We start from the raw sequence: 13,414 nt of genomic DNA, 5'->3' as shown, positions 1-13,414 counted from the left end.
CCCGACCCAGCTCCCGTGCGGTGTTTCACGCGGGAGCTGGGTCACTGCTGGTTCTGCCCCCACCACACGCTGATGTCCACCCGACTTCCAACACCGGCCAGGCCGAGCTTGTTGCGGATGGACGACAGATGAGCGTCGATCGTGCGGGGCGAGACGAAGAGCTTCTCGGCGATCTGCCGGTTGGTCATCGCAGCGGCCACCAGGCGGGCGACCTCGTACTCGCGCTCGCTCAGCCCGCCAGGAGTGCTGGGCCGGCCTTCCCGAATGGCAGCCTGCTCCTGCGCGTACGCGAGGACCTGACTTCGGCTCATGGCCGCCCCGCGGTCTGAAGCAGCAGCGAACTCTGCCTCGCCGAGACGTGCGAGGGCGATGGTCTCCCAGTGGTAGTGCATCTTCTGGACGATGCCGACTTCCATGATTCCCACGGTGTCCTGTTGCCACTGCCGGACGGTGCCCATCAGAACCGCCGCGGGTTCGTGCCGTCCGATCTCGACGAGAGCCCAGGCCAGCGCATCAAGGCTCCACGTCGGGCCCCACAAGTCCCCGATCTCCATCTGGCTGGCCAGGGCTTCGATGAACGTGTCGATCGCGCAGTAAGCCGAGCCGTGCTTCAGTTCCGCGATGCCGCGGCACCACCTGGCCCAGTTGAGGCCGATCGGCGAGCCGGTCGCTCGAACTCGTTCGATGTCGTCGTCCGCGGCTTTGAAGGCGAGTTCGGGAGGGCCGACCAGAGCGGCACACATCGGAACGAACGACCGCGCCGGATAGACGCTCCCAGGGGGAGCGGTCTCCAGCCACAGGCGTTGTGCTTCTGCTACGACATCGACCGCGCGAGGGTCCGCGTCGGCGTAGGTCATGATCAAAGCCTTGCTGAACAAGATCCAGCTCTTCAGGTCCGGAGGGTTGTCCAGCCGGTCGCAGATCTCGCTAGCTTCGGCGAGGCGCGCACGAACCATCTCGTGGTCGCCCTGAGAGACCCCGATCGTGATCAGCAGCGAGATCCCCATGACTTGCAGTCGGTGGAGCTCGGTCTGTGCGTCAAGCGCTCGTTCGAGCCGAGTGCGCGCTTCACCGAGTTGGCCCAAGGCGTATCCCCAGCGCGACTGCCCCAGCGCTACCTCGAGTCGCAACGCCTCATGCGCCTGACCGCTGTTCAGGAAGGTGTCGAGCGCAGCGCGGAAGGAGGGCATTTCCGCCCAGATCAGCCGCAACCACGCGATCTCTTGGGGGCTCTGCACCGAGCCGGACAGTTCGACCGCCCAGTCGCGGTAGTGCTCGGCGTGTGCTTGCCGAATCCGTGCTTCCTCGCGCTCGCCGTGTTCCCGCAGTTTCTGTTCGGCGAACGACCGCATAGTGGTGAGCATCCGGTACCGCGCGACTCCGTCGCGGATGTCCGCGACCAGCATCGACTGGTCAACGAGCGCCATCAGCAGATCCGCCACGGTGTCGACCGGAATGGCGTCGTCCGAACACACCTGCTCAGCTACGTCGAGCCGGAAGGTGTCTGGGAACACCGACAACCGCTTCCACAGCATCTGTTGCTCTGGGCTGCATCGGTCGTAGGACCAGGAGATCATCGCGGACAGGGTGCTGTGATGGGGCTGGGAGTAGTGAGTCCCGATGTCGAGCAACGTGAACCGGCGGTCGACGGCGAGCTTGCCGACCAGGTCCTTGATCCCCATCGTCCGCAGCCTCGTTGCCGCCAGCTCGATCGCCAGCGGAATGCCGTCGAGCAGTTGGCACAGGTGCTTGGCGTCGGCGCGATCGCTGTCGCACAGCGCTATCCCCACTGAGGCCGCCCTGTCGAAGAGCAGCTGAACTGCCTCGTAGTGGACGTCCTCCGCGTTGCTCGTAGGGGAATCGTTCCCGGCATCAAGCGGCCAGACGCTCACCACTCGTTCGCCCGGTACCTGCAGGGTCTGCCGGCTGGTGGCCAGGATCCGCACGCCGGGGGCGGCCTGCAGCACGCGGCGGACCAGTCCCGCGACGTGATCGTTGAGGTGTTCGCAGTTGTCCAGCAACAGCACCAGGTGCAGTTTGGAGAGCCTCTCCAGAAGGATCTTCACGCTGACCGGTTGCGAGCTGTTGAACGGGAACCCCAGCACGTCGGCCATGCTCGCGGCGATCTGTTCCGGCTGAGTCAGCGGCGTCAAGAGGACTTCCCAGATGCCGTCAGGGAAGTCCTCGCCGAACTGCTCCATGTACGTGGCCGCAACTCGGTGTGCAAGCCGCGTCTTTCCGACTCCGCCAGTTCCGTTCAGCGTGACCAAGCGTGACTCGCTGAGCATCCGCACGGCCTCAGCGACCGGCGTTTGACGCCCCACGAAGCTCGTCTCGTCGTCCGCAGGCAAGTTGCCGGGCCTCGTCCCGGTTGAGTTGCCACTGTCGGTAGTCACTCGATTAGTCTACGTAATCGATGCTGCTCAGGTGTGGGATTTCGGGCATTAGTGCTGGTGTGCCTACCCCTGTGATCCGCAAAGCGTGACACCAGCGCAATCTCCAGGACGTCCGATTTGGGATTTTCGCCTGGTTCTCAGGCGTGGAGTGCGGCGACTTCAGTTGGGCTGGGCGCAGCGACACCGGTTGGGGCGTCTATCAGATAAACGATGCCTTGGAACTTCGTGACCGAGGCGGCTCGTCGATCGTGCAGGTGTAATGACACGACCAACTCCGGTCGCCGTCACGCTCGCGGCAGTTCAAGTCGATGTTGACCGTGCTACCCACGTAGCCCCTGTCTGCACTCATGTAGAAGACGAGATGCTTGCCTTGCCTGACGTCTTCGAAGACGAGCTCTGAGCCCCAGCCACCTTGGATGTCCGGATCGGTTGAGCGGTGCAGCGCGTTCTCGTTGACCCGCTCGCCTGACGCCGTCACAGCCACGGAGTCGAGTGCCCTCCCTCGTTCCAACGTCAGTGAGACCCTGATCGCGAAGTAGCTCGCCTCTTCAGGGTGAACGTCGACGGCTGACACGGCGAAAGTGGGAGCATCCCGCCCATCTCGTTCTGCGCGCATGATCGCGACCTGCGCCTCGGCGGCCGCGGCTTGTTTCTCCGCTGCGAGCCGTGACCCACGTGCTTGATCGGCCTGCACCTCGGCGGCACGTCGGGCACCTCGGGCTTGGACTGTTTGCCACGAGGCGACAACTGCGGCAAGCGCGGCGATGCCTGCGGCTACCCAGGACGAGACGTCTCCAGCGTCGGCCATTTCGTCCCCACCTCTCGCGTGGCGAGGACGATCGCAGGCCGGTCGTACTTCTCGGCCATGCGCTCACGCTTACTGCCTCACCTGGACCGACAAGTGTAGTCAAGACACTTCGTCTGCAAGCGAAATGCTCAGAAGTGCTCTTAGTTCTGCTCTGCCGCTGAGCAGGCCGGATGTTGACCCTGGAGGTATGCGGCCGCAGAGAAGCGGTCGCGTCGCGAGAGCCGTCTGGAAGGGGAATCAGCGATGGGCAACCAGGTCTTGTTCGCCGGGCTGCGGCAGCGCTTCGAAGACCACCTTGATCTCGTGGAGCGTGTAGCCGCAGAAGGCGATGCCGAATCTGCTCTGTCGATCATGCGCCGAGAGGTTCCGTGCTTGGTGGCCGCGCTCCGCGAGCTCACTCACGAACACCTGCCCGACGAGAGCGGCAACTGTCGGAAGTGTCGCGGCGGTCCGTTCTGGCGCAGAGTGCCAGCTCCCTGCCGAATGCTGCTCACCGTCCACCTCGCTGTTGGATCGGCGACAGCGACGACGCGAGATCGCATCGACTGGACGCCTCGGCGACACAGATTGAACCATCCCGCCGCGGCGTGAGCGCCGATATCACCTTGTCCATCTTCCTATCCAGCAAGGAAAAACCCATGCCCAAGAGATACTCGACTGTGCGCGGCCGTGAGTTCGGTGCGGGCATCCGACGGGCCATCGCGCGTACTGGGATGACCGGTCTGGAGATCGCCAACGTCATGAGTTGGCAGGAAGCCAAGATCTCGGACATGGTGACCGGCAAGGGTGGGGTCACCCTGACGGAAGTCGCGATGGTGCTGAGCGCCTGCCGTGTGCCCGGTGACGAGCGCGATCATCTCCTCGAACTGTTCCCGCAGACTGACCTCCAGGGTTGGTGGCAGCTGCACGGCGAGTACTCGCCGACCCGCTCGCGCACCGCCCACACCCAGGTCGAGGCGGCCGAGTCGCTGGTGGGCTGGCACACGCACGCAATACCGCTGCTTCTTCGGACACCTGAGTACATGCGCGCGCTCTTGCTCGCGTCGGCCACCGTACCTGCGAAGGAACTGGACGATCGGCTGTGCGCGCTGAACGAGTTGCAGCAGTCGTTGAACAACGGTCTCGACTGCACCTTCTACCTCCACGAACTGGCTCTTCAGTTTCAGGTCGGCCCGCTGGAGGAGCATCTCTCCCAGTTGCACCGCCTCAACCACCTGGCGAGCAGGCAGAAGATCACGATCAAGGTCGTCCCCAGAGCCGCTCGTGCGCATCCCGGCCTGGCTGGGCCGTTCACACTGCTCAGGTTCAAAGCGGCCACTTACGCACCGATGGTGTGGACGGAGACTGAGAACTCCAGCCTCTTCACTGAGGAAGCGTCTTCCGTCAAAGGCTTTGAGGCTGTGGTCCGAGCACTCGACGCGGTCAGCTTGAACCCACACGAGTCTGGGGAGCTGATCACTCGCCTGCTGAACGAAGACGGTGTCGTCCGGTGCCGTCAAACGGGCTTGACCACCACTTTCCCCTGTCATAGCAAGGCTTTGCCGCACTCAGCGCGGCCAACCGTTCTTCCGAAACCCGATCAGCGAAGGCAGACCGAGTGAAGATCAAAACCGGGACATCGCCGCTGCAAGCTGCAGCCGTCGACGTCGTGGCGAAGCAGCTGAACGAAGCGATAAGCAAGGGAACGCAACAGGGGCGGGGGATCCGACGAGCGGTTCAGATCGAGATCGACAAGCGAATCGAGGTCGGGCCGAGACAGATTTCCCTGCTGGGCAGGGTCGTGTGCCTCGCAGTGCTCGTGGTCAGCGGCTATAGCGGCTTCCTCTGGACTGCGGATCGGGACTGGGTGGCGAGCACCGCCATCGCCGTTCTGGCGGTCTTCGGCATCTTCCTCCTCGACCAGGTACGACTCTTGCAGTCGCGCGAGACCTCGTTGAAGGCTGGGCTGTACACCACTGCCGCAGACGAAAGCGTCGCCAGCGCTGTCGAGGGCGCGCAAGTTCCCTCCTCCGAGTGAGCCAGACGTCCAGCCATGCCAAAGGATTTCCGGGCCACGGCGCTCGAACGTGCCGTCGGCCGGAGGCTTGAAGAGTGGCGGAACGAGCGCGAGCTAAGTCTCGCCGAAGCCGGAGCCCGCGTAGGCTTCAGCAGCGCCAAGTTGTCGCAGATGGAGAACGCGATGCAGCCCTCGGCGCTGCTCGACATCATGGCGCTGGGCTACATCTACAGGGTGCCGACGCCCGCCTGGCAGCACGTGGTCAACCAGGCAGAACACGCCGCAATGCTCAGACGCACCAGCTCAGCCGAGAACAGCATCTTTGATCCGGCCGAAGACCTTCCGCTTCTCCTTGCCGAAGCGACCTCGCTGCAGACGTTCACCACGGACAAGATCCCGAGCATCCTCCAGCTCGCCGACTACACCACCGCGGTCGCACACCGGGACAACCCTGTGAGTGCGGCGCCGGTCGCTCGGATGCGGGAAGCGTGGGCGTCGCGGGCGGCCGAAGGAGAGCCGCTCCGAATCCAGGGAGTATTTCCAGAGGCCGTACTCAGACAGCCCGTAGGCGGGCAGCGCGTGATGAAAGCACAGTTGCTCCACCTCATGGAGGTGAGCGAGCAATCGGAGGTGAGCGTTCGGGTCATCCCGCACTCAGTGGGCGCCTACCCGGCGATGGGGTGCCCCTTCATCTACCTGAGCTTCCCGCACCGTCAGCACGACGACATCGTGTACACCGAGACGTTCCTGCGCTCGGACTACGTCGAAGACCGTCGGCAGATCGAGGCCACGGCAGCGCGGTTCTCCACGCTGTGGGAACTGGCACTCGATGACGGCGAGTCATTGGAACTGATCGCTGAAGCCGCCGCGGCCCGCTGGACACCGTGATCCTCGGCATTGGACACTTCGAACGCCGAGTCCATGGGGCCCACGACCGCAGTTAGCGCATCGTCGATGAGATCCCCAGCGACGCCGCAGACTTCCGGATACCGCAATGGATCAGGGGTGCCGCGGCTGCGGATCGCACGCGATCACGACGACCGGCGCGTTCGTCGCGTGGCACGCGTGCCATTGGCCTCGCCTGTCCGGCACGGCTCAATCCCTGTTGCCGAACTCCTCGATGCATTCGCGACAGAGCTTCGTCTCCGTCGCGATCTCGGGGTTGTCGACGGCGCGACCGCAGCGCGGACAGTTGTCGTTGAATGTGTTTTCACAGGCGAAGCATCGCCAGGTGGGATTCGGTCGGCGTTCGCCCGTGGCGGCGTCGAACCATACGAGCAGCTCTTCATCACATTCTGGGCACCAATCGATCGGGTAGTCCCCGCCCTCGGTTACCGCCGTGTGGACGCTCAATCCCAGCCGGATACCGGTGAAGTCGTCGACGTAGTACTTGAGGGAGTCCCAGCGACGCGTGCAGAAGGCACATCGTGGCTCAGAGTGGGCAGGAACGTTCACCGGGTGTGGGTGTTCGGCGCTGCTCATCAGCACGGCGGGTAGACCGCAGTCCGGACACCACGACGGTGATCCCTTCAAAGCGGGCTGCAGGTGTTGCATACGCTGCTGGACCAGGTGTTCGATCCGACTTAGCTTCTGGCGTAGGTCGTCCAGCATGGTGGTCAACACCTCGGCGTCGCGGTCGTCGCGAAGAACATCGATCGGCAGATGCTGGTCGATGAAGTCCAGGACGAACCCGAGCACTTTCGTGGTCTGCGATTCCACGGCTTCCGCAGTGCTGACCAGCCCGTAGTGCTGTAGCTGGTTACGGAACCGCTCCAAGGCGTTGGCGGCGTTGCGTTGGCCGTTGGTGAGCGAGATCCCGGCGTCGTCCTTGAGCTTCTTCAGCGCCTTCCCCAAGCCGATGCTGCGGAAGTCTCCGGCTTTGAACTGCTGCTCACTCGCCTCAACGGATTCAGGGGCGAGGATGAGTCGCCAGTCATCGCAGACCAGCCGGTACTTCACCAGCACTTCGACGCCGGCGTGCAGGTGGAGCACCGCGTACTTGAGATCGGAAGGACTGGGCGTCTCACCGAGGCGGCCCGCACCGTCGCGGAGGTAGTCGAGCGCGTTGGCCAGGGGAGGGAACTCGACAGCGCGGTCCATCACGGCGGCTCCAGCTCGGGTTGTTGAAACCAGACGGAGACAGCAAATCGCCTCACGTCGCGGCACCGTTCATGGGGGCCGTTCACAACGGCTCGTACCCAGCCTGGCAGTACTACGGACCTACCTTCCAAGCGGACCGGGTCATCCGCAGCCGCGACCAAAGCCTCGTTCTCTTGAAGGCTGGCGAGGCTGGTTCACGAGGACGGAGACCTGCGGAGAGCCTGTTTCCCGTTTCCCTCGAAAGAACGGTGACGGCCTCCCGCGCTAACAGGAGGCCGTCTGTCCTGGTGCTCGGCTCGTCCATAGCGTTGCCCAGGGGGGTTTCTCACTTCCCACGTTGCAGGGAAGGAGACATGCAGACCGTAGCCCGGCAGCAGTCCAGGTGCTGACTGGTTGGACATCCTTGGATCGTGGTTGACCTGGTTCACAGCCGCTTGAGCGCGTACGAACCGGCATCGACGCCGTCGAGGAAACACCAGGAAGTTTGGACGCTGTTGGACAGGGTTGAACGTCGTGGGACGGCTTCGGGCACGAGTTCGCTGTGTTTGGTTTGTGTAGGCGTCGGGGCGATGACACGATTTTCGGCATCGAGAAGCAAGATCGTCTCGATGTGCCCCTCCTCGCTGTAGCGCTAACTGCGGCGAGGTGAAGATCTCGGAGCTGCGTTCCGAGCGCTGGGGGCTGCGCCACCGCTCCGTCTTGAGTCTTGGCTCGTCCACGTTCGTGCGGCAGGGTGCCTCGGCAGCGCTCGAGGCACCCTGCCGCACCCGGTCCCAGGAAGTCAGAAGATGCCTAAGAAGAAGTCGTGTGTCCTCGCGCAGGATGTGCCTCAGGGCGGGTGCTGCACTGCACGTCCGTCCACCACCATCGCCGAAGTCGTGCTCGTCGTCATCACGCTCGCCTGCGTCACAGGCCTGCTCAAGTGGGGCTACGCGCCTGTTGAGGCCGTGTCGATGGTCGTGATCGTCATCGTCTTGGTGATTGCCATCGCACGAACGCAAGCAGGTGCGTGGCGAACTGGCTTGGTGCGCCTGCTGGGGATCGAGGCGCGGGCGCTGGGCGCTGCGGCATGACGCCGGCACGAGCGCTGTTGACCGGCCAGCCCGGCAAGCATCCTGTCGACGAGCTGCACCAGGCAGTGGGCCGGTTGCTCACCGTGGGCGGAATGGAGCCGACCACGGACTTCCTCAGCGCGTTGGAGGAGCAACGGCTTCTGCCGTGGGCGGCGTACACGGAGTTGCTCTTCGAGATCGACACGACTCTTTTGGACCGTCGCCGGATCAAGGCCTTGTGGACCAAGGCCGGACACGTGGTCGGTACGTCATCGCAGCAGCCCTGGTTCCCGCTGGAGGGGCCCCGGCGGCTCGCGCCAGTGCCGCCACCTGCGGTGATGATGGATCGGCACGTTGTGCGACCGATGCTCGACAGCGAACTTCAAGCCAGCTCGGAGAGCGAGTTCACCGCGCTGCTCCGCACGATCCAGCAGCGGTCCGGACGGAATCCTGCTCAGGTCGGCAAGGACGCCAGGATCCCCCGCAGCCAAGCGTATTCGCTCATCTCCCGGGCGACTCTGCCCACGAGGCCGGACCAGGTTCGAAGGTTCGCCGATGCCTGCGGGCTGCCTTACGACCAGGTACAACGAGTGATGCGGCTGTGGAGCGAGCTCCACGAACGCAAGAACCGGCGCCCAGTGACCGCTCCACCTATAGCGACAACTGTGAAAGGCCTGGACGCCACGACTTCACTAACGGCGCGTAGTAGAGCCGTTTACAACCTCTTTCTGAACGATCCAGTCGCTCTTGAGCCGGTCAACCTGGTGCGGTTCGCCTCGGGGACCAGGTGTGCGGAGCGAGTGTTGCTCAATGGCGTCGACATAGCGGCAGACGCCAGGAAGCTGGAGATCGGCCACCTCCTGCTGCAGAGCGTCGGCGCCAACCCGACCTTTGCGCAGGCTCTTCGCGCGTTGCGTGTCGGTCAAGGTCATTCTCTCGCCGAGCTCGCCAGAAGGACCCACTACAGCAAGGGATACCTCAGCAAGATCGAAAATGCCCAGAAACCACCGGCCGCGGACCTGGTTCGCAATCTTGAGCGAGCGCTCGATGCACAAGGCATCCTGCTACGGCTGGCGGGAGTGTAAACAGGGGCTAGGTCAGGGCTGAGAGCTGCGGCTGAGGCCGGTCAGAGGGATCGCGACGACGAAGCGTTACGGCGAGCCTCATACAAGGTCGTCGTGGGCCACTTCGTGTGCGGTGTGGTGGGCCTGGCGGAGGATCGATGAGGCGAGCATGAGGCTGATGAGAGCGTTGCTGGGGCTGTACTGCTCGGTGCTCACCGCGTGCGCGGCGGCGTGACGGTTGAACGTGGTCGGGATGACGAGGTGGTCGAACTTCTGGAGTGCAGCCAGCGCAGGTAGATGTGCGACTGCCTGGGGGAACCAGTCCGGGTCCTCAGCGATCTTCTTCTTCACCTTGCTGTAGTAGCCGGTCTTGACCGGTGCGTGAACGGCAGCACGTAGGAGGGTGTCGAACACGCTGGCCGCCAGAGCCTGAGAGGCGATCAGGTGGCCGTTGCGGTACGTGAGAACGGCTTCCTCGAGGCAGTTGGCGAGGGTGCTGAACGTTCCGGATCGGGTCTCGCTGACCGCGGTCGCGCAGTCAGCGACGATGTCGTTCGCATGAGCGTCGAGGACGGAATGCTGGTCGGTTGTGGGAGCTGCCAGCAGTTCGCGCAGGATCGCGGTCCGGGGGACCCAGGCGACGGGGATGCCGGACGTCGCGGTGGCGATCACGGCCTTGAGCTCCTCGTCGGTCAGACCGTTCCAGTTCGGCGGCCCTTCTGTCCGCATGATCGTCGTGGGCAGGTCCTTGAGAATCGAGGCAAAGGTGCCCAGGACGGACGCGACTTGGTCCCACCAGGCGTCGCTGAGCCGCGAGGCCTGCAAGGCGACGGCCATGATGGTCATCACGCCCGACCGGATGCCTGCGGCCTGGTCCAGCACGGTGTGGATCGCCTGCGTGACGTGGCCGAGCATGGTGTGCATGGTCAGCCACGCCTGCTGGAGCTGCTCGGGGTCCATGTCGGACAGTGCCTCGTCAACCGTGCGCGTCCGTGGGGTATGCGGCTGGCCCAGGGTGTAGCGGGGAGTCTTCGTCTCGGCTGCCGGGTCGGCGTCGAGGCCGTCGGCCGAGGGGTGCGCTTGGCCGTCCGGCGTTCGCAACACGAGTGGCTGCTGGTCATCGCTGGGCATGGAGCTCTCCTCGAGGCCAAGTCGTCGTACCGCCACACAGAATCGCCAGTGAATGTGCGGCGACACAACTCATATGTCCGCGGCGAACCATCCACGACTACTTGAGGTGGTCCGCCGTGCGGTCGGAGTTCTGCACGCTTTGCGCGACCGTCGTTTAGGGCCTGGGGGAATGGACTAGGTACCAAGGATCGGCAGGACCACCGATGTGGCACCTCGGCGTCGTATTGATGCTGTTCACAGGCTGGAAGGGACTGGCCCAGAACGCATGAGGGGGTCGCATGAGCAGCTGTCGAGGTGCCGCTGGACGGTGTGGGGAGTGGGCCGGTGCGCCGTCGGGCACGGCGGCCACCGGGTACGCGAACGTCGTGGACGGCGGGTGGCGGCGGTGAGCTCCGAGGCATTGACGATGCCGGCCACAAGCCTGGCCATTGCCCAGGCGGGGCCGCTGGCCACGATCGGTGTGGATCCGGGGCAGACGTGGACGGCGGCCGTGCTGCGGGTCGGCGACGCCGGCGTGCACGGCTGGACGATGGGACCGGTCGACCGGCAGGGCGTGGTGATGCGCGCGGCGCTCAACGACCCTGACGAGTGGGAGGCGTTCGGCCGCTACGTCGCCCGGCTGGTCGACGGCCTGGTGGAGCTCGTGGACTTCGCGATCAAGGAGTACGGGCAGGTCCGGGTCGGGGTCGAGGTGCCGCACGTGCCGAGCGGCTTCCAGCCGGGGTCCGGGGGCAAGTACCAGCGGATGCCGTTGCGGGACTGGGTGGTGCCCCGTCAGGTGGCGGCAGCGGTGATCGGCCAGTTCCCGGAGGCCAAGGTCGTGCGTCCGGATGGGCATGGTGGCAGGCCGGCGGCGGAGTATCCGAAGGAACTGCGCGGGACGCGACCGCCGTCGTGGGGACCGAACGAGACGCCACGCCGCGAGCGTGACCACGAGCGGGCCGCGTTCGACGTCGCGGGCGAGGCGATGCGGATGCCGCGATGACGGGCCCGACGATCACGGACGAGGACGCTGGCGACGGGCCTCGTGAGCACGAAGGCCAGGCCGCCGCGCCGATACGCCCGCCCCGGCGCGGGCAGCGATGGGCGTGGTTGCAGGACTGGCCGACGGTGCGGTCGGTGCTGGAATCGTGGTGGTACTCGGTGGGCGGACACGACCTGCGGGTCGCGGTTTACGACGCGCGCCGGGCGCCGGGCTGGGTGCTGCTCGGGTTCGTCGCGATCTCGTGGGTGGCGACGGACTTCACGCTGATCCCGGTTGGCGCCGCGGTGGCGGCGTGGCTGGTGATGATGTGGCTGACCCGGTGGCTGCACTGGTGGATTCGCCGCAAGGTCCGGCGCTGGTGTCGGCCGGTGATCAGCCTGTTCGCGCTGGTCTGGCTGGCGTTGGACGCCGGCGTGTGGGTCTGGTTGCTAGCGCTGGGCTTGTGGCTGATCGTCGCCGGTGTCACCGACACCCCACGGGCCCGCAACCGGTTGTGCGCATGGGTGCTCGTCTCGGTGGCCCGCTCGGCGCGGGTCGACCCCGGCGAGTTCGCGGCCCGGCGTCGGCAATGGGACGGCAAGCGCCTTGTCTACGCCGAAGTGCACGTCGGGGACTCCGTGCGAGTGGAGGAGCAGGCGGTCCGCGACCGCATCGCCACAGCGGTGCGGTGGTCGATGCGCCACGCCGGCGACTACGCCGTCTCCTGGCCCGCCGGCCGCGCCGTGTTCGAGCTGCACGCCGACCCGGTGCTGCCCACGAGCGTCACCGACCTGCTGTGGCCGTCGAACCTGCCCGGCATCCCGCTCGGTGTGACCGACGAGGACTCGGCGACCGGCATCTACGAGGAACGCGACAAGACGACCGGCGACGTGCTGGTGCGGCATCCGTTGCTGATGTACGACCCCGGCGAGTCGGAGAAGCACCTGCTGGTGGTCGGCGGGACCGGCGCGGGCAAGTCGCACTTCACCCGCGGCCTGGTCGCCCGCAGCCTGCGCGGCGGATGGTTCCCCGGCGGCGCGTTCCTCTTCGATGGCAAGAGCTCCTCGGACTACATCCCGTTCGAAGGCCGCGAGGGCGTGCACTGCGTCGCCCGCGAACCCGAGGAGTGGCTGGAGAACCTGCAGCGCGTCTCGGCGATGATGCGGGCCCGCTACGAGGAGGACGCCGAGTACCAGCGCGGAAACCGGCCCAAGCCGCACCACCCGCTGTACCTGGTGGTCCTGGAAGAGGTCCAGGAGATCCGGTCGGTGTTGGGGCCGAAGGTGCTCGACCCGATCCTGCAGCAGCTGTCCCGGCAGCTACGGGCCAGCGGCGGCCGGCTCGTGGTCGTGACGCAGCGCCCCGACGCCGAGGACGCGATCCCCGGCGCGGTGCGCGACATGCTCGAGTACCGGATCGTGCTGGGGTACGTGTCCCCGATCGGCGCCAGGATGGTGCTCGGCGAGGACTGGCGGCGCGCCGTGGACGAGTACGGCGCCGAACCCATCCCCGGCCGCGGCCTGGCGCTCATCGGTAAGCTGGTCCGCATCCAAGGCCTGCGCATCGACCTCCCGCGCGAACATCCGGAGATGGAACGGCTGTATCCGCCGCGAATCACACACGGATCCCCCGGCGGTGGTGGCGGGGGAGGCCAACCGGCGGCGGAAGACCTGCCGAGCAACGTCATCCGATGGGCGCCCCGCACCACGTCGGCCGAGGACCAGAGCGGCGCTAGGAGCGGTTCGGAGGCCGAGTATCAGGAGCTGACGCCACCATCAGAGAACCCGGTGGTGCAGCCCGAACAACTTTCCAGTCCACCGCTCCGCGGCACTGCGGTGACCGTTCACGGCGAGGTGGATGGCAGTCTGAACCGACGACGTACGGTCTGACCTGCCTTGCCCGG

At 65.6% G+C, this 13,414-nt stretch carries 12 protein-coding genes; 7 read left to right on the top strand and 5 right to left on the bottom strand.

Going from position 1 to position 13,414, the window contains the following annotated elements; genetic code table 11:
* Positions 1–41: 41 nt before the first annotated feature.
* The 3 genes from JNUCC0626_RS32260 to JNUCC0626_RS32250 form a co-directional block, all read right to left on the bottom strand.
* Positions 42–2,201 (bottom strand): LuxR C-terminal-related transcriptional regulator, encoded by a 2,160-nt coding sequence (locus tag JNUCC0626_RS32260; RefSeq protein WP_394614533.1) that lies wholly within the window; start codon positions 2,199–2,201, stop codon positions 42–44.
* A 394-nt stretch (positions 2,202–2,595) separates the two neighbouring features.
* Positions 2,596–3,204: a hypothetical protein gene (locus JNUCC0626_RS32255; protein WP_394614532.1), complete on the bottom strand. Its 609-nt coding sequence runs from the start codon at positions 3,202–3,204 to the stop codon at positions 2,596–2,598.
* Between the two features lie 237 nt (positions 3,205–3,441).
* Positions 3,442–3,606 carry a hypothetical protein gene (locus tag JNUCC0626_RS32250; protein WP_394614531.1) on the bottom strand — a complete coding sequence of 55 codons (165 nt, stop codon included), beginning with the start codon at positions 3,604–3,606 and terminating at the stop codon, positions 3,442–3,444.
* Positions 3,607–3,791: 185 nt separating this feature from the next.
* On the opposite strand from JNUCC0626_RS32250, the gene JNUCC0626_RS32245 reads away from it, so the two are divergent.
* The 3 genes from JNUCC0626_RS32245 to JNUCC0626_RS32235 are packed head-to-tail and all read left to right on the top strand — an operon-like array spanning position 3,792 to position 6,088.
* On the top strand, positions 3,792–4,805 hold the full coding sequence (locus JNUCC0626_RS32245) for a helix-turn-helix domain-containing protein (protein WP_394614530.1): 1,014 nt from the start codon (positions 3,792–3,794) through the stop codon (positions 4,803–4,805).
* Positions 4,802–5,221 carry a hypothetical protein gene (locus JNUCC0626_RS32240; protein WP_394614529.1) on the top strand — a complete coding sequence of 140 codons (420 nt, stop codon included), beginning with the start codon at positions 4,802–4,804 and terminating at the stop codon, positions 5,219–5,221. The genes JNUCC0626_RS32245 and JNUCC0626_RS32240 overlap by 4 nt, the downstream gene beginning before the upstream one ends.
* 15 nt (positions 5,222–5,236) lie before the next feature.
* Positions 5,237–6,088 (top strand): helix-turn-helix domain-containing protein, encoded by an 852-nt coding sequence (locus tag JNUCC0626_RS32235; protein WP_394614528.1) that lies wholly within the window; start codon positions 5,237–5,239, stop codon positions 6,086–6,088.
* A gap of 207 nt (positions 6,089–6,295) precedes the next feature.
* On the opposite strand, the gene JNUCC0626_RS32230 is transcribed toward JNUCC0626_RS32235, so the two are convergent.
* Positions 6,296–7,300, bottom strand: a complete 1,005-nt coding sequence (locus JNUCC0626_RS32230; protein ID WP_394614527.1) for a hypothetical protein — start codon at positions 7,298–7,300, stop codon at positions 6,296–6,298.
* Between the two features lie 788 nt (positions 7,301–8,088).
* On the opposite strand from JNUCC0626_RS32230, the gene JNUCC0626_RS32225 reads away from it, so the two are divergent.
* Together JNUCC0626_RS32225 and JNUCC0626_RS32220 are read left to right on the top strand one after the other, a co-directional pair.
* Positions 8,089–8,373, top strand: coding sequence for a hypothetical protein (locus tag JNUCC0626_RS32225; RefSeq protein ID WP_394614526.1), 285 nt, complete (start codon positions 8,089–8,091; stop codon positions 8,371–8,373).
* Between the two features lie 17 nt (positions 8,374–8,390).
* Positions 8,391–9,437 (top strand): helix-turn-helix domain-containing protein, encoded by a 1,047-nt coding sequence (locus JNUCC0626_RS32220; RefSeq protein WP_394614525.1) that lies wholly within the window; start codon positions 8,391–8,393, stop codon positions 9,435–9,437.
* A 78-nt stretch (positions 9,438–9,515) separates the two neighbouring features.
* Here the strand turns inward: JNUCC0626_RS32220 and JNUCC0626_RS32215 are convergent, their stop codons facing one another.
* Positions 9,516–10,547 carry a hypothetical protein gene (locus JNUCC0626_RS32215; protein ID WP_394614524.1) on the bottom strand — a complete coding sequence of 344 codons (1,032 nt, stop codon included), beginning with the start codon at positions 10,545–10,547 and terminating at the stop codon, positions 9,516–9,518.
* Positions 10,548–10,932: 385 nt separating this feature from the next.
* Between JNUCC0626_RS32215 and JNUCC0626_RS32210 the strand changes: the two genes are divergently transcribed.
* Positions 10,933–11,532: a hypothetical protein gene (locus JNUCC0626_RS32210; RefSeq protein WP_394614523.1), complete on the top strand. Its 600-nt coding sequence runs from the start codon at positions 10,933–10,935 to the stop codon at positions 11,530–11,532.
* The gene (locus tag JNUCC0626_RS32205; protein WP_394614522.1) at positions 11,529–13,400 is read left to right on the top strand and encodes a hypothetical protein; all 1,872 of its coding nucleotides are present in this window, start codon (positions 11,529–11,531) and stop codon (positions 13,398–13,400) included. The genes JNUCC0626_RS32210 and JNUCC0626_RS32205 overlap by 4 nt, the downstream gene beginning before the upstream one ends.
* Positions 13,401–13,414 lie beyond the last annotated feature (14 nt).

The organism is Lentzea sp. JNUCC 0626 (assembly GCF_043632865.1).
Taxonomy (GTDB): domain Bacteria; phylum Actinomycetota; class Actinomycetes; order Mycobacteriales; family Pseudonocardiaceae; genus Lentzea.
This window is presented reverse-complemented; position numbering and strand designations above follow the sequence as displayed.